Raw genomic sequence first — 24,205 nt, forward strand, 5'->3', positions numbered from 1 at the left:
GGCTCCACCCGGGTCACGGCGTGCGGGTCAGGGTGTGCGGGTCACTCCTCCGGCCGGGTCCGCCGCCACGCGCCGCGGCCCGGGCGCAGCTTCAGGCCCAGCCGCATCCGGCGGAACTGGTCCCGGCGCCCCGGGGAGCCCTTCGCGTCGTCCTCGCCCGCGTGCCGGCGCGCGAGCAGGACGGCCGTGACGGCGGCGATCTCCTCCGGCGTGGGGCTGCCGGCCGTGAAGCGCAGGGACGGGGTGCCCTCGGCGGGCTCACGGGGGGTCACAGCGGGATGTTCCCGTGCTTCTTGGTGGGCATCGACGCGCGCTTGTCGCGCAGGGCCCGCAGGGCCTTGAGCACCTGCACCCGGGTCTCGGACGGGGAGATCACCGCGTCCACGTAGCCCAGCTCGGCGGCCTGGTAGGGGTTGAGCAGGCTCTCCTCGTACTTGCGCACCAGCTCGGCGCGCAGCGCCTCGACGTCCTCGTCGTTGTCCGCGGCGGCCTTGAGGTCCCGGCGGTAGAGGATCTCCACGGCGCCCTGGGCGCCCATCACGCCGATCTGCGCGGTGGGCCAGGCCAGGTTGACGTCCGCGCCGAGCTTCTTGGAGCCCATGACGATGTAGGCCCCGCCGTAGGCCTTGCGGGTGATCAGGGTGACCAGCGGGACGGTCGCCTCGGCGTAGGCGTAGAGCAGCTTGGCGCCGCGCCGGATGATGCCGTTGAACTCCTGGTCGGTGCCGGGCAGGAACCCGGGCACGTCCACGAGGGTGAGGATCGGGACGTTGAACGCGTCGCAGTGGCGGACGAACCGGGCCGCCTTCTCGGAGGCCGCGATGTCCAGGGTGCCGGCGAACTGCATGGGCTGGTTCGCCACGACGCCCACGGTGTGCCCCTCGACCCGGGCGTAGCCGATCATCACGTTGGGGGCGTAGAGGGCCTGCATCTCCAGGAAGTGACCGTCGTCCACGATCGCCTCGACCACCGCGCGCATGTCGTAGGGCTGGTTCGCGGAGTCGGGGACCAGCACGTCCAGGGCGAGGTCCTGGTCGGTGACCTCGTCCTCCTGGTCGTGGTCCACCAGGGGCGCCTCCTGCAGGTTGTTCGCAGGGAGGAACTCGAGCAGCTCGTGCACGAAGTCCAGCGCGTCCTGCTCGTCATCGGCGAGGTACGTGGCCGTGCCGGTCGTCGCGTTGTGCTGGCGCGCCCCGCCCAGGGTCTCCATGTCCACCGTCTCGCCCGTGACCGTCTTGATGACGTCCGGGCCGGTGATGAACATGTGCGAGGTCTTGTCGACCATCACGATGTAGTCGGTCAGGGCGGGGGAGTAGGCCGCCCCGCCCGCGCACGGGCCCATGATCAGCGAGATCTGCGGGACCACCCCGGAGGAGCGGACGTTCATGTTGAAGATGTCCGCGAACATGGCCAGGGAGGCCACGCCCTCCTGGATCCGCGCCCCGCCGCCGTCGTTGATCCCGATGACCGGGCAGCCGTTGCGCAGGGCGAACTTCTGGACCTTGACGATCTTTTCCCCGTTGACCTGGGACAGCGACCCGCCGAAGACCGCGAAGTCCTGGGAGTAGACCGCCACCAGGCGCCCGTCCACCGTGCCGTAGCCGCTGACCACGCCGTCGCCGGGCAGCTTCTTCGACGCCATCCCGAAGGCGGTCGAGCGGTGGGTCGCGAGGGCGTCGAACTCCACGAACGAGTCCTCGTCCAGGAGCATCTCCACGCGCTCGCGGGCGGTGTTCTTCCCGCGGGCGTGCTGCTTCTCGACCGCCGCCTGCCCCGCGGGCACCTCGGAGCGGGCCCTGCGGTCGTGGAAGTCGGCGATCTTGCCGGCGGTGGTCGTCAGGTCGTGGGTCACAGGCACCTCGTGGTCTGGTACGCGGCCGGCCCGGCGGGCCGATCGGTCCGGTCCGGGGTGGTCAGGGGACCTGCTCACTCTAGTCCGCGGCCGCGGGGGCCTCTGTTGTAGAACTCCTACAAAATCCGTGCCCGGGTCCGGGGGACACGGGACGGTGCTCAGCCGACGCTGCCGAGGACCACCTTCCAGGGGCGGACGGTCCGCTCGGTGACCACCCCGTGGCGCACCAGCGGGTCCTCGTCGGTGAGCCGCTCGACCGCCCCGGCGTCCTCGGCGGCGAAGACCAGCAGCGCGCCGGGCGCGCCGTCGTCGTCGAAGGGGCCGGACGCGAGCAGGTGCCCCTGCTCCACGAGCCCGCCGAGGTACTCGCGGTGCTCCGGCCGGCGCGCGGCCAGGACGTCGGCGGGCCCGCCGTAGACGTAGGTGACGGCGAAGGTCGTGCGGTTCTCGGCTGCGCTCACGGTGGCTCTCCCGGGGGTCGTGCCGCGGCCCCGCCCGGCCGGACGAGACCGTCCAGCCGGTTCCCGGGGAACGGGGCTACTACTGTGGATGTGGTCCGAACACTACGCGGACGGCGCCCGGCCGGACAGCACCGACCGCCCCGGCCCGCGAGGACCCGCCCGTGACGACCGATCCGTGACGACCGACCCGAGGAGCACCGTGCCCGACCCCTGCGCCGCCGACCTGCGCGAGCCCGCCCTGCTCGCGGCCCTGGCGGACCTCGGCCTGGGGCGGATCGACGTCCTCGACGAGGTCGGCTCCACGAACGAGCACCTGACCGCCGCCGTCGCCCGGCAGGCGCGCGGGCCCCGCCCGGACCGGCCGTGGACCGACCTCTCCCTCGTGCTCACCGGCCACCAGAGCGCCGGGCGCGGCCGGCTGGACCGGGTGTGGACCACCGAGCCCGGCACCGCGCTGACCTTCAGCCTCCTGCTGCGCCCGGCCGACGCGCGCGGCCGCCCGCTGCCCACCCAGCACTTCCCGTGGCTGACCCTGCTGATGGCCGCGGCCGTCGTCGACGCCCTGGACGGGCTCGCGGCGGCCGGCGCACGGATCAAGTGGCCCAACGACGTCCTGGTGGACGGACGCAAGGCGGCCGGCCTGCTCGCAGGCCTCGTGCTGGACGAGAAGCACCCGCCGGCGGTGGTCCTGGGCACGGGCATCAACGTCGCCCAGCAGGAGCTGCCCGTGGACACGGCCACGTCCGTCCGGCGCGCCACCGGCCGCGAGGTCGAGCGCGCAGCCGTCCTGCGGGCCGTGCTGGGCGCGTTCGTCCCCGTCTACCGGCAGTTCTGCGCGGACCCGGAGGCCGCAGTGCGCCCGGGCGGGCCGCTGCGCGCCCGGATCACCGAGCGGATGGAGACCATCGGCCGCCCGGTGCGCGCCGAGCTGCCCGGCGGGGCCGCCCCCGTCACGGGCACCGCGACGGGCCTCGGCGAGCACGGGGGCCTGCTGGTGCGCGAGGACGGCGGCGCCGAGCGCGAGGTGACGGCCGGCGACGTGGTGCACCTGCGCCCGGCCCCGGACGCCCCCGGGACGGTCTGAGCGTGCCCGCCCGCCCCGCCCTGCAGCCCGGGGAGCGCGTGCTCGTGTCCACGCGGGCCCACGGCGCCCGGCTGACCCGGCCCTTCCTGGTGCTGCTGCTCACGGTGTTCGCGCTCTCCTTCGCCCAGCGGGCCCTCGAGCTGCGCTGGCGCCCCGTGGCGGAGCCGTGGACCACGGTGCACGCCGGGGTGGAGCTCACCCTGCTCGTCGCGGCCGGCTGGGTGGTGCTCCGCAGCTGCCTGCGCCCGCTGGTGCGGTGGTGGCGCACCCGCTACGTGCTCACCACCCGCCATCTCGTGCTGCTGCGCCCCGGCGGGGCCCGCAGGACCGTGTCGCTGCCCCTGCACCAGCTGCGCCGGGTCTCGGTGGAGCGCCGGCGCGGTCCGGCCCTGGGCCGGCACGACGGGCGCGTCGTGGCCGACTTCGGGCCCTTCGGCGGTCTGCGCCTGGAGCACGCCCCGGAGGCGCAGCGCCTGGCCGGGCTGATCCGCCGGGCCGCCGAGGACGAGTGGGCGGCGGGCGGCGGCGCCGGCCGGGCGGGGGATCCCGGTTCCGGTGGGGGTGCGCCGTGGCTCCGTCCCACTAGAGTGGACCGCGACGCGGTCGTGGCACCACGCCCGGGCCCGTCCGGCGCCCCGCGCCGACCGTGGAGCCGGCGGGCCGTCCACCAGGAACAGGAGTGACGTGTGGCGAGTGAGGACCCGGAGAACCAGGGCGAGCCGGAGCTCGGCCCCCAGACGGCACAGCTGAACCTGAACCTGCACAACCCCGTCCAGGCCAACCTGTACCGCTCGGACGAGTCCAAGGCCGCCGTGCAGGCCCTCGAGCAGACCCTCCTGGGCTCCGAGCGCGACCTGCGCCGCCGGGAGGCCGCGCGCCGGGGCGGGCTGTCCCTGCTGTCCGCGCGGAAGGTGTGGCGGGCCCTGGGCTTCCCGAACCTCACCGACGACGACCTCTGGTTCACCGAGCAGGACTCCGAGGCCCTCCGGGTGCTGTCCACCATGGTCCTCGAGGAGAAGGTCACCGAGGAGGCGGCGCTGTCCCTGGTGCGCTCGATCGGGCAGATGACCGACCGCATGGTCGTGTGGCAGGTCGAGGCGCTCGTCGAGGACATGGTCGTCCACCGGGGCATGACCGACGCCGCCGCCCGGCGGCAGCTGCTGCACCTGCTGCCCGACCTCATCGACGCGATCGAGAACCTCCTCGTCTACTCGTGGCGGCGGCAGATGAACGCCGCCGTGCAGCGGCTCGCGATGCGCGTGGAGCGCCCGGACGGCTCGACCGCCACCGGCCCCACGTCCGACGACGGGGCGTCCTCCAGCCTCCCGCTGGCGCGCGGGGTGGGCTTCGCGGACCTGGTCTCCTACACCTCGCTGTCTCGGCAGATGAACGAACGGACGCTGGCGAACCTCGTGCAGCGCTTCGAGAACCGCTGCGCCGAGGTGATCGCCGTGGGCGGCGGCCGGCTCATCAAGACCATCGGGGACGAGGTCATGTTCCTCGCCGAGACCCCCGAGGGCGGGGCCCAGATCTCCCTGGCCCTGGCCCGCGCCATCCGGGACGACCCCGAGCTCCCGCAGGCGCGCGTGGCCTTCGTCTGGGGTCGCGTGCTGCCGCGGCTCGGGGACATCTACGGGCCCACGGTGAACCTCGCCTCCCGGCTCGTGTCGCTGACCGAGCCGGGCGCCGTGCTCGTGGACGCCTCGACCGCCGCGGTGCTCTCCGGCGACGACCGCTTCATCCTCCTGCCGCAGCCCACCCGCAACGTGCGGGGCTTCGGCGACGTCCAGCCCGTCGCGCTCTCCCAGGGCGCCGGTCCCGGGCTGGAGGTCGACTTCGAATGAGCGCACCCCTCGTCATCCGCGCGGGCGCGTCCACGGACCGGGGCCTGCGCCGGGAGTCCAACGAGGACGCCCTGGTGGTCACGGCCGCGATGTGCGCCGTGGCGGACGGGATGGGCGGGCACGAGGCCGGCGAGGTGGCGAGCGCCCTGTGCGTGCGCACCCTCGGAGCGTCCCCCCTGTTCCAGCTGGAGGACTTCCGCTCCTTCGAGGTCCTCGAGCCGGAGCCGCCCCGGGACATCGCCCGGTTCCGCGCCGTCGTGGAGCGCGAGCTGCGCCTGGATCCGGAGATCCCCGACGACGCGATCGAGGCCGTCCGCCGGGTCCGCTCCGTGCTGTGGCAGGCGGACCAGCACATCCAGCACGCCGTGGAGGGCCGGGCGGGCACCACCGTCACCGGCGTGTGGCTGCTGCGCATCGACGGGCGCATGCTGTGGGTCGTGTTCAACACGGGCGACTCCCGGACCTACCGGCTGGTCTCGCCCCAGCCCGGGGGGGGGGCCGGCGAGGGCGAGGGCGGGCCGCGGATCGAGCAGCTGACCGTGGACCACTCCGAGGTGCAGTACCTCGTGTCGATCGGGCAGCTCACCGCCTCCCAGGCGCTCGTGCACCCGCGCCGCAACGTGATCACCCGCGCCCTGGGCACCGGCCAGGTGTGGGAGCCGGACGTGTGGGTGCTCCCGGCCCGGCACGGGGACCGGCTGATGCTGTGCTCGGACGGGCTGACCAACGAGCTGAGCCCCGCCCACATGGCCCGGGTGCTCGCCTCGGTGCCCCACCCGAAGGAGGCGGCCGACGTCCTGCTGCAGGCCGCGCTGCGCACCGGGGGGCGGGACAACGTCACCGTGATCGTGGCCGACGCCGTGCGGCCGGGGGAGTACGCCCCCGGTTTCTGAGCCGCGTGCACGCCGCGTCCCCCGAAGTGGGGGGCATCATGATCCGTCACAACGGCACCGCTCCCACCAGGCCTGTTTACCTTTGAGAACATGGTTCTCTCGCGCCGCTCGTTCGTCCTCTCCGGCCTGGTGCTCGCCGCCTCCGGGGCCTTCGGGGGCGCCCTGGCGGAGCCCTCCGCCGGCCGGCGGCCGTTCGTGCTGTGGGGCTCCTCCTCGGCGGCCAGCGCCCTCCACCGGGACCGCCCGCGGGGCTTCCCCGCGGTGCGCATCGACGACCTGCTCTCGCAGCTGCTGGAGGTGCCCGGGACCTCGCGCGCGGTCAGCGGCGACCGGTCGTGGCAGACCCTGGCGATGCGCAGCAGCGCCCACCCCTACCTGCCCCGGCTGGGCTCCGGCTACGGGGTGGGGCGGATCCCGGCCCACGGATCGCTGGTCGTGCCCACCGTGGACGGCCGGGTGCCCAGCGTCCACCTCGCGATCCCGGGCACCGTCTCCGGTCTGCCGTGCACGATCCAGGCCGTGGGGCGGGACGAGGGGGACGTGGTGCTGCGCCGGGCGGTCCCGGGGGCCGAGCTCGAGGTGGCGCCCGCGTCGGAGGCCCGCTGGCGCACGGCGCTGGAGGGGGAGCACCGGGGCCACGTCCACCTGCTGTGGACGGGCAAGAACAACATCGAGGACCCGGACCAGGTGCTCTCCGACACCCGTGCCGCGTGGGGGGTCGAGCCGGGCACGTCCGTGGTGATGGGCCACTGGCACACCGCGGCCGACCGTCCCGGCACCGCGGGGTGGGAGCAGGTGCGCGCGGTGAACGCGGCCCACCGGGCCGAGTACGGCGACCGGTTCTACGACACCATGGCCGATCTGCGCGATCCCGGTCTCTGGTCCCTGGCGGCGCTGCGGGCCCACCGGATCGGGGCCTCGCCCGCGGACCGCCGGTGGCTGGGTCTGGGGCTGCCCCCGCGCTCGGTGGTCGCCGCGGACCGCCGGCACCTGAACGCGCTGGGCAACACGATCGTGGCCCACGGTCTGCACCGCCACCTGACCGGCGCGGCGGGCCTCTACTGAGCGCTCCGCGGCCCCGGAGGTCACATCTGGTCCCGGGGCCCGGACCTCTTGCGCCGGGGCACCGGGCGCCCTAACATACAACCAAATGGTTGTACGAAATGAGCTGATGGACGACGAGGTCGACCGCATCTTCCAGGCCCTCGCGGACTCGACGCGACGGGACATCGTGGTGCGGGTGCTGCGGCAGGAGCAGTCGGTCTCCGCGCTGGCCGCGCACTACCGGATGAGCTTCGCCGCCGTGCAAAAGCACGTGGCGGTGCTCGAGCGGGCCTCGCTGGTCACCAAGGAGCGGCGCGGCCGGGAGCAGGTGGTGCACGCCGGCGTGGCCACGCTGCGCCGGGCGGCGGCGCTGCTGGCGGACTACGAGCAGATCTGGCGCGGGCGGGCCCGCGCCATCGAGGACCTCCTCGCCGAGGAGACGCCCCCGGGGGACCCGGGGGCCCAGGAGGAAGGGAGCATGACATGCCGGTCATCGACGTGCACAAGGACACCGAGGCACTGACCCTGACGTTCGTCGCGGAGTTCGCCGCGGACGTCGAGCGGGTCTGGCAGGTCTGGGCCGACCCGCGCCAGCTCGAGCGCTGGTGGGGCCCGCCCGAGTGGCCGGCCACCTTCGAGAAGCACGAGCTCTCCGAGGGTGGGCGGTGCCGCTACTACATGACCGGCCCCGGCGGGGAGAAGGCCCGGGGCTGGTGGACGGTCACCGCCGTGGACCGCCCGCACCGGCTGGAGTTCGACGACGGCTTCGCGAGCGAGGACGGCGAGCCCGACCCCGCGCTGGGGGCCACCCACGGCGTCGTGACGTTCGAGGCCGTCGACGGCGGGACGCGGATGACCACGGTCTCGACCTTCGAGAGCGCGGACCAGCTGGAGCAGATGTCCGCGATGGGCATGGAGGAGGGCATGCGGGAGGCCATGGGCCAGATCGACGGCCTCCTCGCCGGCGCCGTCCCCCGCTGAGCCGCCGGCGGCCCGGCCGCCGACGGCGCAGCCCTCCCCGGTCCTCGCCCGCGCCGCGGGACCGGACGACGACGCCGTCCCGGGGCCTCCGGGGCGGCGTCGTCACCGCCGGGCCCGCCGGCGGGTGCCGGCGGGCGACGGCGGGTCAGGCGTCCTGGGTCACGGCAGCGCCCTCGGCCGGCGCGGTGCCGGCGGCGGGCTCACGGCCTTCCGCCGGCTCTCGGCCCTCCGCGGACCTGCGGCCCGGCTCGGCTGCCCGCTGCGCGGACGCCGCGGCCCGCTGCGCCGCCTTCTTCAACGGCTTCAGCTCGAGCCGGCGCTCGTGCTTGCGCTCCGCCCGGCGCTCCGTGCGCCGCTCGGCCTGCTTCTCGGCGCGGCGCTCCCGCTTCGCCTCCTCCGGGGCCTTCTCGCCCGGTGCCCCGGCGGCGGGGGTGGCGGTCTCCCGGCGCGGGGCGCGCTCCTTGACCGGGGCGCTGCCCGAGGCGCGCAGCCGCCGGTAGTGCTCGGCCGCCTCCTCCTGGCGCCGGGCCTCGATCCCCGTGGCGATCTCGGCCCGCAGGTGCTCCGGCTCGAGCTCGAACGCGGCCACGAGGTCGAGGGCGTGCGGGCGCAGGCGGGCGAGCAGCCGGTCGATGTACTCGTCGAGGCTGCGCCCGCGCCGCATGGACAGCCGCCCGTAGGAGAGGTACCACGCGAGGTTCTTCTCGATGAGCCGCAGCCCGAAGACGTCGCGCAGCCAGGTGAGCACGGTGCGGGTGCCCGGGTCCTCGACCTGCTCCAGACCGCGGGTGAAGGCCTCCCACTGCAGCAGCTCCGCGTGGGCGCGCGCCGCGGCGATGATCTTGTGCTGGTTCTCGTTGAACAGCGCCGCGGCCTCCGCGCGGGGGAGCTTGGCGCTGGGCCGCAGGTTCTCCGCGATCTCGGCGACCATGGTCTGCACCCGGTCCGTGAGCAGCGCGCGCTGCGCGGACTCCTCGCGCAGGGCGTTGACGGAGCGGCGGACGTCCCCGGTGTCCCGGAAGGCCTGGCCGAGCTTGCGCAGCCCCGACCGGTGGTAGGTGGCCTCGGTGGCCCGGCCCGCCACGTAGCGGGCCATCACGCCCACGTCGACGTGCTTGAACTCGTCCGCCCAGTCGGAGAGCAGCCGCTTGGCCACGAGCTGCAGCAGCACCGTGTTGTCGCCCTCGAACGTCGCGTAGACGTCCAGGTCGTGGCGCAGGGAGGTGAGCCGGTTCTTGGTCAGGAACCCCGCCCCGCCGCAGGCCTCGCGGCACTCCTGGACGGTGTCGAGGGCGCTCCAGGTGGACAGCGCCTTCAGGGCCGCGGCGAGCGTCTCGAGGTCCTGCCGGTTCTCGTCGGTGTCCTCGCGGCCGGAGAAGACGTCGTCGTACTTGTGCAGCAGCTCCTGGTGGGCGAAGTGCATGGCGTAGGTCTCCGCCAGCCGGGGCAGCAGCCGCCGCTGGTGCTGCTGGTAGTCCATCAGCACCTCCTCCTGGACGTCGGAGGTCGCGTTGAACTGCCGGCGCTCGCTGCCGTAGCGGATCGCGATGCTCAGCGCGGCCTTGTTCGCCAGGACGGCCGCGCCGTCGAGGGAGACCCGGCCCTGCACCAGGGTGCCGATCATCGTGAAGAACCGGCGGCCCGGGCTCGCGATGGGCGAGCTGTAGGTGCCGTCCGGAGCCACGGCGCCGTACTTGTCCAGCAGGTGCGTGCGCGGGACCCGCACCCGGGTGAAGTGCAGCCGCCCGTTGTCGATCCCGTTGAGCCCGCCCTTGTGGCCGTCGTCCTCGCCGCCCACCCCGGGCAGGAAGTTCCCGTCCGCGTCCCGCAGGTCCACCCAGAACGCGTGCACGCCGTGGTTCACGCCGAGCGTGACGAGCTGGGCGAAGACCACGGCGGCGCGCCCGTGCACGGCGGCGTTGCCGAGGTAGTCCTTCCACGCCGCCGTGAAGGGGGTGTGGATCTCGAACTCCTCCGTGGCGGGGTCGTACGTGGCGGTGGTGCCGATCGAGGCGACGTCGGAGCCGTGGCCGATCTCGGTCATCGCGAACACGCCCGGGATCTTCAGGTCCCGGATGTCCGCGAGCCAGCGCCGGTGGTGCTCCTCGGTGCCGAGGTTGAGCACCGCGGAGCCGAACAGGCCCCACTGCACCCCGGCCTTGATCTGCATCGAGGGGTCCCCGAGCAGCAGCTCCTCGAAGCCCGAGACGTTGCCGCCCGGGTCGTTGTGCCCGCCGTACTCCTCCGGCAGCCCGCGGCTCATCGCCCCGTGCTCCACCAGCAGGTGCAGCTGGCCCAGCACCCGCTCGCGGTGCTCGTGGTGGGTGAGGCCCGGCTGCTGGTGCAGCCGCTCGTCGAGCAGCATCCGGCGGGTCTCGCGCCGGACCTCGGCCCAGCGCCCGAGCAGCACCTCGCCGAGGGCGGCGACGTCCACAACGGGCGCCGGGAGCCCGGCGCCGTCCGCGGTGGCGGGCCCGGCGGCGGAGCCGGCTGCGGCGGTGGTCGGTCGGTCGACGGTGGTGGTCATGTTCGCTCCTGTCGTGGGTGACCGGCGGTGGCCGGTGCGGTCACGGGGTGGTGGGGCCGGCCGGGGTCCGTGCCGGCCCGGGCGGTGGTCAGGTCGAGGGGGGCTCCGGCACGGGTGCGCCGGGCGGGCGCAGGCCGTCGACGGCCCAGCCCACGATCAGCTCCGTCATCCGCTCGCGGGACGGTCGCCGCGTGCCCTCGGGGGTGTTCATCCAGGCCTCGCCGGCGCCGCGCACCATGCCGATCGTGGACGCGGCCCAGTAGCTGAGCACCGGCTCCTCGAGCCGGCGCTCGGCGGGGGTGTGGCGCACGTGGGCCTCCGCGAGCAGCCCGCTGACGGACTCGGCGAACTCCTGGATCAGCCAGCGCTCGCCGCCGTCCCCGGCCGGGGCGTCCTCTTTGCCGGAGCGCTCGCCGCGGGCCCGCTCGGCCCGGTGCCGGTCGTGCCGCGAGCGCCCGGGGTCGGGGGAGAGGGCCACGACGAAGCGGTACACCGACGCCGAGCGCTCGATGCTGAGCAGGTACTCCGCGACCATCGCCTCGACCGAGTCCTCGAAGGAGCCGGCCGCGCGGGCCGCCTCCTCGAGCCGGTCGCGCATCCGCGTCACGGTGTACTCGCCGACCGCCCGCTGCAGTCCCGCCTTGTCCCCGAAGTACCGGTAGTAGACGGACTTGGAGGTCTGGCACGCGGTGGCGATCTCCTCCATGGACGCCTGCGCGCCGAGCTCGTCCACGGCGCTGCGCGCGGTGCGGATGAGCTCGATCCGGCGCTGCGCGCGGTGCCGGGCCCAGCGGGAGGAGCGTCCGTCCGTGGCGGGCGTGCCGCCCGGGGCGGCGGAGTCAGTGGCGTCGACCTGTTTCACGATACCCAGAGTATCAGGTATTGTCTTTCGTGACGTGATCATCATCACAACACCACCGAGGAGTTACCTGTGAGCGAGTCCACCCCCGAGCAGACCGTCGAGCCCACCGCCGAGCACACGACCCCCAGCGGCGCCGGACGCACCGGCGTGGCCCGCCGTGCGGTCGTGGTCGGCGCCAACCGCATCCCCTTCGCCCGGGCCCACGGCGCCTACGCCAACGCCGGCAACCAGGACATGCTCACCGCCGCCCTGGACGGCCTGGCCGCCCGCTACGGCCTCGCCGGGGAGCGGATCGGCGAGGTCGCCGCCGGCGCCGTGCTCAAGCACCCGAAGGACTTCAACCTCACGCGCGAGTCCGTGCTCGGCTCGGTCCTGGACCCCCGCACCCCGGCCTTCGACGTGCAGCAGGCCTGCGCCACCGGCATGGAGGCCGTCTCCACGCTGGTCAACAAGATCCGGCTCGGCCAGATCGACTCGGCCGTCGCCGGCGGCGTCGACTCCGCCTCGGACGCGCCCGTCGTGGTGAGCGAGCGGCTGCGCCGGACCCTGCTCGAGCTCAACCGGGCCAAGAGCACCCCGCAGAAGCTCAAGGCCCTCGCGGGCCTGCGCCCGGCCGACCTCAAGCCGGTGGCCCCCGGCACGGGCGAGCCGCGCACGGGGCTGTCCATGGGCGAGCACCAGGCCCTCACCACCGCCCGCTGGGGGATCTCCCGCGAGGCCCAGGACGAGCTCGCCGCCGCGAGCCACCGCAACCTGGCGGCCGCCTACGAGCGCGGGTTCTTCGACGACCTCGTCACCTCCTTCCGCGGCCTGTCCCGGGACAACAACCTCCGCCCGGACAGCACGGTCGAGAAGCTCGCCGGGCTCAAGCCGGTCTTCGGGAAGTCCCTCGACGCCGGGGCCACCATGACGGCGGGCAACTCCACGCCCCTCACCGACGGCGCCTCCACCGTGCTGCTCGCCTCCGAGGACTGGGCGGCGGAGCGCTCCCTGCCCGTGCTCGCCGACGTCGTGGACGTCGAGGCGGCCGCCGTCGACTTCGTGCACGGCGACGAGGGCCTGCTGATGGCCGGCGCCTACGCCGTGCCCCGTCTCCTGGCCCGCCAGGGCCTGGCGCTCGAGGACTTCGACTTCGTCGAGATCCACGAGGCGTTCGCCGCGACCGTCCTCGCGACCCTCGCGGCGTGGGAGGACGAGCAGTTCGGCCGCGAGCGGCTGGGTCTGGACGGCGCCTTCGGCACCGTGGACCGCAGCCGGCTCAACGTCACGGGCTCCTCGCTCGCGGCCGGGCACCCCTTCGCCGCGACCGGTGGGCGCATCGTCGGCACCCTCGCCAAGCTCCTGCGCGAGCGCGCCGACGAGACCGGCCGCCCCGCCCGCGGGCTCATCTCGGTGTGCGCCGCCGGCGGCCTGGGCGTCACCGCGGTCCTCGAGGCCCGCTGAGCCCGCGCCCCCGACACCCCGCCGACCCCCACAGCAAGGACCTCGACCCCATGGCAGACACCTATCTCGACCTCGTCAGCTCCGGCCCCGGCGGCCGGCTCGCCCGGCAGCTCGGGCTGCCCGCCCCCGCCCGGCTGCGCCGCCACCGCGCCGGAGACCCGCTCGTGCCCGGTCCCGTCCTCGTGCTGGGGCGGGGGGAGGAGGCCGACCGGATCGCCGCGGCCCTGCTCGGCTGGGACCTCGACGTGCGCCGCCACCCCGACGACGTCCACCGCTTCGGCGCGGTCGTGCTGGCCCTGACCGAGCTCGCCCGGCCCGCCGAGCTGGCCGAGCCCGCGCTCGGCCTGGGCGGGGCGCTGCGCTCGCTCGCCCCCGGGGGCCGCGTGGTCACCGTGTCCCGGCCCGCGCCGGGCATCGGCACGGGCGCGGCCTCGGCGACGCCCGCGGCGGCGGAGCCGCTCGACCCGGCCGTCGCCGCGGCCCGCCAGGCGGTCGTCGGCCTGCTGCGCTCCACCGCCCAGGAGATGCGCGGCGGGGCCACCGCCAACGGCGTCCTGCTCGCCGAGGGTGTCCCCCCGGAGGCCCCCAGTGTGCTGGGCGCCCTGCGGTTCCTGCTCTCCGGGCGCAGCGCCTTCGTCTCCGGGCAGTTCGTGACGGTCGGCGACGACGCCGGGGCCCTGCCCGCGGACTGGGAGGCCCCCCTGCGGGGCAGGGTCGCCGCCGTCACCGGCGCCGCCCGCGGCATCGGCGCGCAGATCGCCCGCACGCTCACCGGCGCCGGCGCGCGCGTCGTCGTCGTGGACGTCCCCGCCGCGGGCGAGCCTCTGGCCGCCCTCGCCAACGAGATCCATGCCGTGGCCCTCCAGCTCGACGTCACGGACGAGCACGCCGGCGAGCGGATCCTCGGGCTGGCCCGGGAGCGCTTCGGGCACCTGGACGTGGTGGTGCACAACGCCGGGATCACCCGGGACAAGCTGCTGGCCAACATGGACGAGGCCCGCTGGGCCTCGGTGCTGGCCGTGAACCTCGAGTCGCAGCTGCGGATGAACGACCAGCTCCTGGCGGGGGAGGGCCTCGGCGAGGCGCCGCGGATCGTCTGCCTGGCCTCCACGAGCGGGGTGGCGGGCAACCGCGGCCAGACCAACTACGCCGCCTCGAAGGCCGGGGTGATCGGGATGGTCGCCGCCACCGCGCCCCGGCTGGCCCGGCGCGGCGGCAGCATCAACGCCGTGGCCCCCGGGTTCATCGAGACGGAGATGACCGCCCGGATCCCGGCGGCCCGCCGCCAGGTCGCGCGCCGGCTGAACTCCCTGCAGCAGGGCGGGCTGCCGGAGGACGTGGCCCAGGCCGTGCTGTTCCTCGCCTCGGACGCCGCCGGCGGCGTCAACGGGCAGACGCTGCGCGTGTGCGGCCAGAACCTGGTGGGGGCGTGAGCATGGCCGCCGACCGGCACGAGACCGTGGTCCTGCCCGGCGTCCCTTCGCTGGGCGGGCTCTACGCCCGTGCGGCGGCGGGGGCGGCCGGGGACCTGCTCCCGCGCGCCCTCGCCGACCGGGTGCCGGGCCGGCTGTCCGGCCGGCTGCCCGGCCGGCCGGCCGGGTCGCGCCGCGGCACCGGCGACGCCCCGCCCGTGCTGCCGGCGGTGGCGCACGTCGTCGAGGACGTGGTCGTCGACCCTGCCGGGCACGAGGCGTTCTGCCGCGCGGTCGGGGCGCCGCCGCGCGAAGGCCCCGGCGGCACCGAGGCCTTCGCCGGGCACCTGCAGGCCCTGGCGTTCCCGGTGGCCATGAGCGTGCTCACCCGCCCGGACTTCCCGCTGCCGGTCCTCGGCATGGTGCACCTGGCCAACGAGGTCGAGCACCGCGGGGCCGCGGCGGTCGGGGAGCACCTCACGGTCACCGCCACCGCCGAGCGGCTGCGCCCGCACCGCTCCGGCGCGCAGGTCGACGTCGTCGCCCGCCTCGCGCGCCGGGACGGCGAGACCGTCTGGACGGGCCGCTCCACCTACCTCGCCCGGGGCGTGCGCGTGCCCGGGGCGGCCGACGACGCCCCGCGCGCGGAGTTCGTGCCCCCGGCGCCGACCGGGCACTGGCGGCTGGCGGCCGGCACGGGGCGGGACTACGCCGCGGTGAGCGGGGACTGGAACCCGATCCACCTCTCCGGCCCGAGCGCCCGGGCGCTCGGCATGAAGGGCGCCATCGCCCACGGCATGTACTCCGCCTCGCGCGCCCTCGCCGAGGTGGGGGTGCCGCCCTGGACGGCCTTCCGCTGGACGGTGGAGTTCGCGGCCCCGGTCCTGCTCCCCGGCACGGTCGCGGTCGCGATCACCGACGACGGCCGAGGGCCCGGCTGGCGGGGCTCGCGCTTCGCCGGGTGGGACCCGCGGCGCAGGCGCCCGCACTTCACGGGGACGGTGGCGCGGCTGGACGGCTGACCCGCCGCCGCGGGCCCGGTCGGCGGTCCCGTCCGGCGCGTGGGCCACAATGGTCGGGTGAGCCCACAGCAGAGGACAGACGCACGACCCGTCGACGCCACCGGCCAGGACCTCAACCCCGCCCCGCCCAGCGAGGACCTCAAGGAGCAGTACGCGGAGCTCGTGGACCGGGTGCGCGCGGCGCGGACCGCCTACTACGTCGAGGACGCGCCCACCATCTCGGACGCGGAGTACGACGAGCTCTACCGGCGGCTCGAGGAGGTCGAGGCGCTGCACCCCGAGCTGGTGGCCAACGATTCGCCCACCCAGGAGGTCGGCGGGGAGGTCTCCGCGGCGTTCACACCGGTGACGCACCTCGCGCGGATGTACTCCCTCGAGGACGTCTTCTCGATCGACGAGCTCACGGCCTGGCTGGCGAAGGCCTCCGCCTCCATCGAGGCGCTGCCGGACGCCCCGGAGTCCGCCTGGCTCACCGAGCTGAAGATCGACGGGCTGGCCGTGAACCTGCTCTACCGCAACGGCGAGCTCGTGCGGGCCGCGACCCGGGGGGACGGCACCACGGGCGAGGACGTCACGCACAACGTGCGCACCATCGCGACCATCCCCACCGTGCTCACGGGGGAGGACGTGCCCGAGGAGGTCGAGATCCGCGGCGAGGTGTTCATCTCCTCCCGCGACTTCCGCGCCCTCAACGACGCCATCGTGGCCGAGGGCCGGGCGCCCTTCGCCAACCCCCGCAACGCCGCGGCGGGCTCGCTGCGGCAGAAGGACCCGGCGGTCACGGCCCGGCGCCGGCTGTCCATGTACGTGCACGGGGTGGGCGCCGCCACGGGCCTGCACGCCGACACCCAGTCCCAGGTCTACGAGCTGCTCGAGCGGTGGGGCCTGCCCGTCAGCCCGTACTATCGCGTGCTGCCCTCCACGGAGGACGTCCTCGCGTTCATCGAGGAGTACGGCCGCCGCCGCCACGACCTCATCCACGAGATCGACGGCATCGTGGTCAAGGTCGACGACCGCCGCACCCAGTTCCGGCTCGGGCACACCTCCCGGGTGCCCCGCTGGTCCGTGGCCTACAAGTACCCGCCCGAGGAGGTGCACACCCGGCTCAAGGACATCCTGGTCAACGTGGGCCGCACCGGGCGGGTCACCCCGTTCGGGCTCATGGAGCCGGTGCGGGTCGCCGGGTCCACCGTGGAGATGGCCACCCTGCACAACCAGGACGTGGTGAAGGCCAAGGGCGTGCTCATCGGGGACACCGTGGTGCTGCGCAAGGCGGGCGACGTGATCCCCGAGATCGTGGGGCCCGTGGTGGCGCTGCGGGACGGCACGGAGCGCGAGTTCGTGATGCCCACCCACTGCCCGTCCTGCGGCACGGAGCTGCGCCCGGCCAAGGAGGGCGACGTCGACATCCGCTGCCCCAACGCCCGCAGCTGCCCGTCCCAGCTGCGGGAGCGGGTCTTCCACGCCGCCGGCCGCGGCGCGTTCGACATCGAGGCCCTCGGCTACGAGGCCGCCCTCGCCCTGACCCGGCCCGACGAGCCGGAGACCCCGCCGCTGACCAGCGAGGCGCACCTGTTCGACCTCACCCCCGAGGACCTGCGCGAGGTGCGGATCCGGCGGGAGAAGAAGTCGCGCGGCACGCCCACGGGCGAGACCGAGCTCGTGCCCTACTTCTGGACGAAGGGCACGGCCAAGAAGCCCTCCGAACCCACCGCCACCACCCGCAAGCTGTTCGAGGAGCTCGAGAAGGCCAAGGCGCAGCCGCTGTGGCGCGTGCTCGTGGCCCTGTCCGTCCGGCACGTCGGCCCGACCGCGGCCCGCTCCCTGGCCACGGCCTTCGGCTCGCTGCCGGCCATCCGCGACGCCGACGAGGAGACCCTGGCCCAGGCCGACGGCGTGGGCCCCGTGATCGCCGCCGCCCTCACCGAGTGGTTCGCCGAGCCGTGGCGCCGGGAGATCGTGGAGCGCTGGACGGCCGCGGGCGTGCGCATGGAGGACGAGGTGGACGAGTCCGTGCCCCGGACCCTCGAGGGCACCACCGTGGTGATCACCGGCACCCTCGAGCGCTTCAGCCGCGACTCCGCGAAGGAGGCGGTGCTGGTGCGCGGCGGCAAGGCCTCCGGCTCCGTGTCGAAGAAGACGCACTTCCTGGTGGCGGGCGAGAACGCCGGCACCAAGCTGGACAAGGCCGAGCAGCTCGGGGTGACCGTGCTCGACGAGGCCGGGTTCGAGCGGCTCCTCGCCGAGGGGCCGGACGCGCTCGCCGGCGCGGCCGGGAGCACCTCCGAGGGCGCCCCGGCCGGCACGGAGGGCACGGAGAACGGTACGGAGAACGGTACGGACGACGAGGACGGGGCCTGAGCATGGGACGCCACGACGACGCGCTGGAGGGCCTCGGCCCGACCGGCGCCCACCTGGAGGAGCTGCTGGAGCTGGCCCTGGCGGCCGCCGAGTCCGGGGCGGAGGTCCTGCGGGGCCGCGACGCCGGCCGGCTGGGCGTCACCGGCAAGTCGGGGGAGGGGGACTGGGTCACCCGCTTCGACGTCGCCGCCGAGCAGGCCGTGCTGCGCACCATCCTGGACCGCCGTCCGCACGACACCGTCACCGGCGAGGAGTCGGGCACGCACCGGCCGGAGCACCCCTCCGGGATCCGCTGGTCGGTGGACCCGCTCGACGGCACCACCAACTTCATCCGCGGCATCGTCTACTACTGCACGTCCGTGGCCGCCGCCGACGCCCAGGGCAACTGGCTCGTGGGCGCCGTCAACGCCCCGGCCCTGCGCCGCACCTACTTCGCCGTGCGCGGGGCCGGCGCGTGGGTGGAGGAGGACGGCGCGTCCCGCCGGCTCGAGGGTCCCGTGCCGGACCGGCCGGGCCGGCTCTACGGCACCGGCTTCTCCTTCGACGCCGACCGGCGCGAGCGCCAGTTCCCGGCCTTCGCCGCCACCATGCGGCAGTACACGGACATGCGGCGCCTGGGCTCGGCGGCCCTCGACCTGTGCATGGTCGCGGACGGCGCGCTCGACGGGTACGGCGAGCAGGGTCTGCACGAGCACGACTGGGCCGCCGGCGCGCTCATCGCCGAGGAGGCCGGCGCCCTCGTGACCCGGCCGGAGCTGCCCTCCCCGGCGGCGGGCGAGGTGCCGGCCGCCGACCGCCTCGCGGCCTGGATCACCGCACGCGAGCGCAGCATTCCGGTCTGAGCGCGGGCCGGGGCCCGGCCCGCCGTACGTGTGAGATGGCTCTCGTCACTTGACCGAGACCAAAACGTTGCCATAGCGTGATCTTCGAAGCGTTCTTCCCGAGGGCATGCCCTCCGCTTCCCGGAGTGCGAACTCCGGCGCCGGCGTCCTTCACGAGCCGGCACCCCTGCAGACCGCGAACGTGTGATACCTCACGACGGGCCAAAAGGGGTAGCGCAACGAAAATCGTTACGCTATCGTGATAAACAGCTTCCCCGAGGATTCCTCCGGGGATCCGGTGTGCCTGGAGTCCGACTCCCGGCGCGCCACTACACCATGCTGGGTGCTGCCGTAACACCGCACGTCGTCTGAAGGGCAGACACCTGTAAGCACTTACCCACCAACACCTTGACGGGTAGACGACGGCGCGAAGACATCCGGGGACGGAAACGAGCGCAGGTGGCCCAGGGAGCATCATGACCAACGCTTTCGCTGTTCGTCGCAACGTCCGTCGCGGTGCCGCCGCTCTGATCCTCGGCGGGACCGCCGTGGGCGCCATGGCCCTCCCGGCCAACGCCGCCCCGGCCTCCACCTGGGACGCCCTCGCCGAGTGCGAGTCCGGTGGCAACTGGGGCACCTCCACCGGCAACGGCTTCTCCGGCGGCCTGCAGTTCACCCCCTCCACCTGGGCCGCCTTCGGTGGCCAGGGCGCCCCGCAGGACGCCTCCCGTGAGCAGCAGATCGCCGTGGCCGAGAACGTTCTCGACGGCCAGGGCTGGGGCGCGTGGCCCGCCTGCTCCGCGAAGCTGGGCCTGTCCGGCTCCGCCGCTCCCTCCGCCAACCCGATGGGCTCCGCGTCCGTGACCCCGCAGTCCGTCGAGGCCCCGGCCCCGATCGAGGCTCCGGCCCCCGCCCCGGTCGCCGCCCCCGAGCCCGGCCCCGTGGCCGCTCCCGTCGAGGCCCCGGCCGCCGTCCAGGCCCCGGTCGTCGAGTACGTGGCCCCCGCCGCCGCCGTGGCCCCGGCCGCGGTCTCCGCCGAGGACTACACCGTGGTCGCCGGCGACACCCTCGGTTCCATCGCCGACAAGCTCGGCATCGAGAACTGGGAGGACCTGTACGCTGCGAACGCGGACGTCATCGCCGACCCCAACCTGATCTTCCCGGGTCAGGTGCTGGACATCCCCGCCTGATCCCCACAGGATTTCGCACGGCGCGGCCACGGCCGCGCGGCAGCACACGAAAGGGCCCCTCCGTCCGGAGGGGCCCTTTCGTGTGCCCGGAGGCGGCTCGGCGCCGCGCGTGCGCCCGGTCTCACGGCGCCGCGCGTGCGCTCAGCTCACGGCCTGCGCTCGGGCCGGGTCCACAGCCACGGCTCGGCGGGCTCGGCCCCGGCGTCGCCGAAGCTCACGGAGCGCTCCGCGCCCTTGACCCGGTACGGCTGGATCACCGTCAGGGACTCGCCCTCCCGGTGCTGGGTCTCCACGGCCACGGCCGTCTGCCCGGAGCGGTCCGGCAGGGTCACGGGGAAGGCGACCGCGGCGCAGAGGAGGTCGTCCCGCAGCTCCACCGCCCGGGCCCGCAGGGCGTCCAGGGCGGCCTCGGGGCTCAGCTCCTCCGCGTCCTCGGCCGGCAGGCTGTCGAGCTCGTACTCGCCGTCCTTGCGCGCGGTGACGAGGAAGGGGGGGAACGCCCCGTGCTGCCCCAGCTGCTGCTCGGCCACGGCCTGGACGTGGGCCATGACCGTGTCGATCGTCTCGGCGGCGTCCTTGCTGACCCGCTGGCGCCACGCGTTGGCGGCGTCCGTCGCGGAGGTCGCGCGCGCGGCCTTCCCGGAGCGGGCGCCGGGGCGCCCGCTCTTGGCGCCTCGGTCCTTCTTCGTGCGGGCGGGGGTGCTCTTGGCCATGTCCGGGTGCTCCTGTGCGGTGGTCGGTGCGTCCCTCCAGGGTATGCCCCTGCGGGGCCCCCTCCGGCCGGGAAGGAGGGGAGTGCCGCGCGGCTAGACTGGACCGGAAACCACCCCCGATCACGAGCAGGAGTGCGCATGTCTGCGATCACCCGCGAGCAGGTCGCCCACCTGGCGAAGCTCGCGCACATCGAGATGACCGAGGAGGAGCTGCGGTCCATGGCGAAGGAGCTCGACCTCGTCGTCGACTCCGTCGCGTCCGTCAGCGAGGCCGCCGGCCCGGACGTCCCGGCCACGAGCCACCCCATCCCGCTGCAGAACGTCTTCCGCGAGGACGTCGTGGGCGAGACCCTCACCGCCGAGGAGTCGCTGCTCAACGCACCGGACGCCGCCGAGGGCAAGTTCAAGGTGCCCGCGATCCTGGACGAGGAGTAGCCGCATGAGCAGCACCGGAACGCCCCAGGGACCCGTCGGTCTCTCCGCCGCCGAGCTCGCCCGCCGGCTCGCCGCCGGCGAGATCACCTCCGTCGACGCCGTCCAGGCCCACCTGGACCGCATCCGGGAGACCGAGGGCGAGCCCGTCGACCCCGCCGACCGCAGCCGCGGCCGGACCGGGCTCAACGCCTTCCTGCACGTCAACACCGAGGAGGCCCTGTCCGTGGCCGCCGAGGTGGACGCCGCCCGCGCCCGCGGCGAGGAGCTGCCCGAGCTCGCCGGCGTGCCGATCGCGGTCAAGGACCTCATCGTCACCAAGGGGCAGCCCACCACCGCGGCGTCCCGCATGCTCGAGGGCTGGATGAGCCCCTACGACGCCACCGTGACCCGGCGGCTGCGCGCCGCCCGGATGCCGCTGCTGGGCAAGACGAACCTCGACGAGTTCGCGATGGGCTCCTCCAACGAGCACTCCGCCTTCGGCGACACCGCCAACCCGTGGGACCTGTCCCGCATCCCCGGCGGCTCCGGCGGCGGCTCCGCCGCCGCCGTGACCGCGTTCCAGGCGCCGCTGGCCCTGGGCACGGACACCGGCGGGTCCATCCGCCAGCCCGCGGCCCTGACCGGTTCGGTGGGCGTCAAGCCGACCTACGGCGGGGTCTCGCGCTACGGCGTGATCGCCATGGCCTCCTCGCTGGACCAGGTGGGCCCCGTGGCGCGCACGGTGCTCGACGCCGCGCTGCTGCACGAAGTGATCGGCGGGCACGACCCGCAGGACTCCACGTCCCTGCCCGACCCGGTCGGCGACCTCGCCGCCCAGGCCCGGGCCGGCGCCGCCGAGGGCGGGCTGGCGGGCCTGCGCGTGGGCGTGGTCAAGGAGCTCACGGGCGAGGGCTTCCAGCCCGGCGTCCAGCAGCGCTTCGAGGAGGCCGTGGAGCTGCTGCGCTCCGCGGGCGCCGAAGTCGTGGAGGTCTCCACCCCGAACTTCAAGTACGCCCTGGGGGCCTACTACCTCATCATGTCCTCCGAGGTCTCCTCGAACCTCGCCAAGTACGACGGCGTGCGCTTCGGCCACCGCGTGCTGCCCGAGGACGGGCCCCTGACCATCGAACGCGTGATGGGCTCCACGCGCGCCGCCGGCTTCGGGGCCGAGGTCAAGCGCCGCATCATCCTGGGCACCTACGCGCTGTCCGCGGGCTACTACGACGCCTACTACGGCTCGGCGCAGAAGGTCCGCACCCTTGTGCAGCGCGACTTCGCGGCCGCGTTCGAGCAGGTGGACGTGCTGGTCTCCCCGACTTCCCCGACCACCGCGTTCGAGCGGGGCGCCGTGGACGAGTCCGCCGACCCCATGCAGATGTACCTCAACGACATCGCCACCATCCCCACCAACCTGGCCGGGGTCCCAGCGATCTCCGTCCCCGGCGGCCTCGCCCCCGAGGACGGGCTGCCCGTGGGCATCCAGTTCATGGCCCCCGCCCGCCAGGACGCCCGGCTCTACCGCGCCGGCGCCGGTCTGGAGGCCCTGCTCGAGCAGCGCTGGGGCGGACCGCTCTGGCAGCGGCTGCCGGACACCGCCGCCCTGGTCCGGGACCTGGCCGGCGGCCCCGCCGCGTCCGATCTGTCCGCACCCGTCCGGGGAGGAGCCCGCTGATGAACCGGAGCACCGAAGAGGTCCTGTCCTTCGACGAGGCCATGGAGAAGTACGACCCCGTGCTGGGCTTCGAGGTCCACGTGGAGCTCAACACCCGGACCAAGATGTTCGACGCCGCCCCCAACGTCTTCGGGGACGAGCCGAACACCAACGTCACCCCCGTCTCGCTCGGCCTGCCCGGGGTGCTCCCCGTGGTGAACCGGGTGGCCGTGGAGTCCGCGATCAAGCTCGGGCTCGCCCTGGGCTGCGAGATCCGCCCGGTCTCCCACTTCGCCCGGAAGAACTACTTCTACCCGGACACCCCCAAGAACTTCCAGACCTCCCAGTACGACGAGCCGATCGCCGAGAACGGCTCCGTCGACGTGGAGCTGGAGGACGGGACCGTGTTCACGGTCGAGATCGAGCGCGCCCACATGGAGGAGGACGCCGGGAAGCTCACGCACATGGGCGGCGCCGCCGGGCGGATCCAGGGCGCGGACTTCTCCCTGGTCGACTACAACCGCGCCGGCGTCCCGCTCATCGAGATCGTGACGAAGCCCATCGTGGGCGCCGGCACACGCGCGCCCGAGCTGGCCCGCGTGTACGTGGCCCTGATCCGGGAGATCGTGAAGAACCTCGGGATCTCGGACGCGAAGATGGAGCGCGGCAACGTCCGCTGCGACGCCAACGTGTCCCTCATGCCCAAGGGCAGCGCCACGTTCGGCACCCGCTCCGAGACGAAGAACGTGAACTCGCTTCGCGCCGTGGAGCGTGCCGTGCGCTTCGAGATCCAGCGCCACGCGGCGGTCCTCGACTCCGGCGGCACGATCGTGCAGGAGACCCGGCACTGGCACGAGGACACCCGCTCCACCACGAGCGGGCGCCCCAAGTCGGACGCCGACGACTACCGCTACTTCCCGGAGCCCGACCTCGTGCCGGTCGTCACCGACCACGAGTGGATCGAGCGGCTGCGGGCCGAGCTGCCCGAGCCCCCGGCCGAGCGCCGGAAGCGGCTCAAGACCGACTGGGGCTTCTCCGACGAGGAGTTCCGGGACGTTGTCAACGCCGGGGTCCTCGACGAGATCGAGCAGACCGTGTCCGCCAGCGCCGCCCCGGCCGCGGCCCGCAAGTGGTGGATGGGCGAGATCGCCCGGCTGGCCAACCAGCGGGAGGTGGAGATCGCCGAGCTCGGCGTCACCCCTCAGCACGTCGTCGAGCTCAACGGGCTCATCGACGCCGGGAAGATCAACGACAAGCTCGCCAAGAAGGTCCTCGCCCACGTCCTGGAGGGCGAGGGCTCGCCCGCGGAGGTCGTGGAGCGGCGCGGCCTGGCCGTGGTCTCCGACGACTCCGTGCTGACCGCGGCGATCGACGACGCCATGGCGCAGATGCCCGACGTCGTGGCGAAGGTGCAGGCCGGCAAGGTCCAGGCCGTCGGCGCCCTCATCGGCCCCGTCATGAAGGCCACCCGCGGCCAGGCCGACGCGGGCCGGGTGCGCGAGCTGATCCTGGAGAAGCTCGGCGTGCAGGGCTGACCGCCGCCCGCGCCCGCGCAGGACTGCCTGCGTGTGCGCGGGCGCGGAACACCGAGGGGTCGCCTCCTGTGGGAATCTGCTGAGGATTCCGGCAG

General features: G+C 74.4%; 22 protein-coding genes. 16 read left to right on the top strand and 6 right to left on the bottom strand.

The window, feature by feature from the left end; genetic code table 11:
- Positions 1-41 precede the first annotated feature (41 nt).
- From AC6CH6_RS07210 to AC6CH6_RS07220, 3 genes are all read right to left on the bottom strand, one after another.
- Positions 42-272, bottom strand: a complete 231-nt coding sequence (locus AC6CH6_RS07210; RefSeq protein WP_136341520.1) for an acyl-CoA carboxylase subunit epsilon — start codon at positions 270-272, stop codon at positions 42-44.
- Complete coding sequence (locus AC6CH6_RS07215; protein WP_498254615.1) at positions 269-1,852, bottom strand: acyl-CoA carboxylase subunit beta; 1,584 nt, start codon at positions 1,850-1,852, stop codon at positions 269-271. Before AC6CH6_RS07215 ends, AC6CH6_RS07210 begins: the two co-directional genes overlap by 4 nt.
- A gap of 158 nt (positions 1,853-2,010) precedes the next feature.
- Positions 2,011-2,313: a YciI family protein gene (locus tag AC6CH6_RS07220; RefSeq protein WP_133410501.1), complete on the bottom strand. Its 303-nt coding sequence runs from the start codon at positions 2,311-2,313 to the stop codon at positions 2,011-2,013.
- Between the two features lie 199 nt (positions 2,314-2,512).
- Between AC6CH6_RS07220 and AC6CH6_RS07225 the strand changes: the two genes are divergently transcribed.
- The 7 genes from AC6CH6_RS07225 to AC6CH6_RS07255 all read left to right on the top strand — a co-directional run bounded on the left by AC6CH6_RS07225 (position 2,513) and on the right by AC6CH6_RS07255 (position 8,159).
- A complete protein-coding gene (locus AC6CH6_RS07225; RefSeq protein ID WP_498254616.1) occupies positions 2,513-3,397 on the top strand; it encodes a biotin--[acetyl-CoA-carboxylase] ligase in 885 nt (294 codons plus the stop codon).
- Between the two features lie 2 nt (positions 3,398-3,399).
- Positions 3,400-4,080, top strand: a complete 681-nt coding sequence (locus tag AC6CH6_RS07230; protein ID WP_498254617.1) for a hypothetical protein — start codon at positions 3,400-3,402, stop codon at positions 4,078-4,080.
- A 3-nt stretch (positions 4,081-4,083) separates the two neighbouring features.
- Positions 4,084-5,241 (top strand): adenylate/guanylate cyclase domain-containing protein, encoded by a 1,158-nt coding sequence (locus tag AC6CH6_RS07235; protein ID WP_498254618.1) that lies wholly within the window; start codon positions 4,084-4,086, stop codon positions 5,239-5,241.
- The gene (locus AC6CH6_RS07240) at positions 5,238-6,134 is read left to right on the top strand and encodes a PP2C family protein-serine/threonine phosphatase (protein WP_498254619.1); all 897 of its coding nucleotides are present in this window, start codon (positions 5,238-5,240) and stop codon (positions 6,132-6,134) included. Before AC6CH6_RS07235 ends, AC6CH6_RS07240 begins: the two co-directional genes overlap by 4 nt.
- Before the next feature lie 90 nt (positions 6,135-6,224).
- On the top strand, positions 6,225-7,199 hold the full coding sequence (locus AC6CH6_RS07245; protein WP_498254620.1) for a hypothetical protein: 975 nt from the start codon (positions 6,225-6,227) through the stop codon (positions 7,197-7,199).
- Between the two features lie 85 nt (positions 7,200-7,284).
- On the top strand, positions 7,285-7,701 hold the full coding sequence (locus tag AC6CH6_RS07250; protein WP_498254621.1) for an ArsR/SmtB family transcription factor: 417 nt from the start codon (positions 7,285-7,287) through the stop codon (positions 7,699-7,701).
- Positions 7,662-8,159, top strand: coding sequence for an SRPBCC family protein (locus AC6CH6_RS07255; RefSeq protein WP_498254622.1), 498 nt, complete (start codon positions 7,662-7,664; stop codon positions 8,157-8,159). Before AC6CH6_RS07250 ends, AC6CH6_RS07255 begins: the two co-directional genes overlap by 40 nt.
- 145 nt (positions 8,160-8,304) lie before the next feature.
- Here the strand turns inward: AC6CH6_RS07255 and AC6CH6_RS07260 are convergent, their stop codons facing one another.
- Both AC6CH6_RS07260 and AC6CH6_RS07265 read right to left on the bottom strand, forming a co-directional pair.
- Entirely contained in the window at positions 8,305-10,686 is a 2,382-nt protein-coding gene (locus AC6CH6_RS07260; RefSeq protein WP_498254623.1) for an acyl-CoA dehydrogenase family protein, read from the bottom strand.
- 88 nt (positions 10,687-10,774) lie between these two features.
- Positions 10,775-11,548, bottom strand: a complete 774-nt coding sequence (locus tag AC6CH6_RS07265) for a TetR/AcrR family transcriptional regulator (protein ID WP_181372567.1) — start codon at positions 11,546-11,548, stop codon at positions 10,775-10,777.
- A 69-nt stretch (positions 11,549-11,617) separates the two neighbouring features.
- Between AC6CH6_RS07265 and AC6CH6_RS07270 the strand changes: the two genes are divergently transcribed.
- The 6 genes from AC6CH6_RS07270 (at position 11,618) to AC6CH6_RS07295 (ending at position 19,797) form a co-directional block, all read left to right on the top strand.
- Positions 11,618-12,991, top strand: a complete 1,374-nt coding sequence (locus AC6CH6_RS07270) for an acetyl-CoA C-acetyltransferase (protein WP_126350035.1) — start codon at positions 11,618-11,620, stop codon at positions 12,989-12,991.
- Positions 12,992-13,041: 50 nt separating this feature from the next.
- Complete coding sequence (locus tag AC6CH6_RS07275) at positions 13,042-14,424, top strand: 3-oxoacyl-ACP reductase (RefSeq protein ID WP_498254624.1); 1,383 nt, start codon at positions 13,042-13,044, stop codon at positions 14,422-14,424.
- Between the two features lie 2 nt (positions 14,425-14,426).
- Positions 14,427-15,425, top strand: a complete 999-nt coding sequence (locus AC6CH6_RS07280) for a MaoC/PaaZ C-terminal domain-containing protein (protein ID WP_498254715.1) — start codon at positions 14,427-14,429, stop codon at positions 15,423-15,425.
- A 57-nt stretch (positions 15,426-15,482) separates the two neighbouring features.
- Complete coding sequence (ligA, locus tag AC6CH6_RS07285) at positions 15,483-17,786, top strand: NAD-dependent DNA ligase LigA (RefSeq protein WP_498254625.1); 2,304 nt, start codon at positions 15,483-15,485, stop codon at positions 17,784-17,786.
- 2 nt (positions 17,787-17,788) lie between these two features.
- Positions 17,789-18,628 carry an inositol monophosphatase family protein gene (locus AC6CH6_RS07290; protein ID WP_498254626.1) on the top strand — a complete coding sequence of 280 codons (840 nt, stop codon included), beginning with the start codon at positions 17,789-17,791 and terminating at the stop codon, positions 18,626-18,628.
- A 455-nt stretch (positions 18,629-19,083) separates the two neighbouring features.
- Positions 19,084-19,797, top strand: coding sequence for a transglycosylase family protein (locus tag AC6CH6_RS07295; protein WP_498254627.1), 714 nt, complete (start codon positions 19,084-19,086; stop codon positions 19,795-19,797).
- Between the two features lie 146 nt (positions 19,798-19,943).
- Here AC6CH6_RS07295 and AC6CH6_RS07300 read toward each other — a convergent pair whose 3' ends face one another.
- Entirely contained in the window at positions 19,944-20,510 is a 567-nt protein-coding gene (locus AC6CH6_RS07300; RefSeq protein ID WP_498254628.1) for a hypothetical protein, read from the bottom strand.
- Positions 20,511-20,648: 138 nt separating this feature from the next.
- On the opposite strand from AC6CH6_RS07300, the gene gatC reads away from it, so the two are divergent.
- The 3 genes from gatC to gatB are packed head-to-tail and all read left to right on the top strand — an operon-like array spanning position 20,649 to position 24,110.
- Positions 20,649-20,945, top strand: coding sequence for an Asp-tRNA(Asn)/Glu-tRNA(Gln) amidotransferase subunit GatC (gatC, locus tag AC6CH6_RS07305; RefSeq protein ID WP_017833831.1), 297 nt, complete (start codon positions 20,649-20,651; stop codon positions 20,943-20,945).
- Positions 20,946-20,949: 4 nt separating this feature from the next.
- Entirely contained in the window at positions 20,950-22,596 is a 1,647-nt protein-coding gene (gene gatA / locus AC6CH6_RS07310; RefSeq protein ID WP_498254629.1) for an Asp-tRNA(Asn)/Glu-tRNA(Gln) amidotransferase subunit GatA, read from the top strand.
- The gene (gene gatB, locus AC6CH6_RS07315) at positions 22,596-24,110 is read left to right on the top strand and encodes an Asp-tRNA(Asn)/Glu-tRNA(Gln) amidotransferase subunit GatB (protein WP_498254630.1); all 1,515 of its coding nucleotides are present in this window, start codon (positions 22,596-22,598) and stop codon (positions 24,108-24,110) included. Before gatA ends, gatB begins: the two co-directional genes overlap by 1 nt.
- The last annotated feature ends 95 nt before the right edge of the window (positions 24,111-24,205 follow it).

The sequence above is a fragment of the Kocuria sp. GQ42 genome, assembly GCF_059758435.1.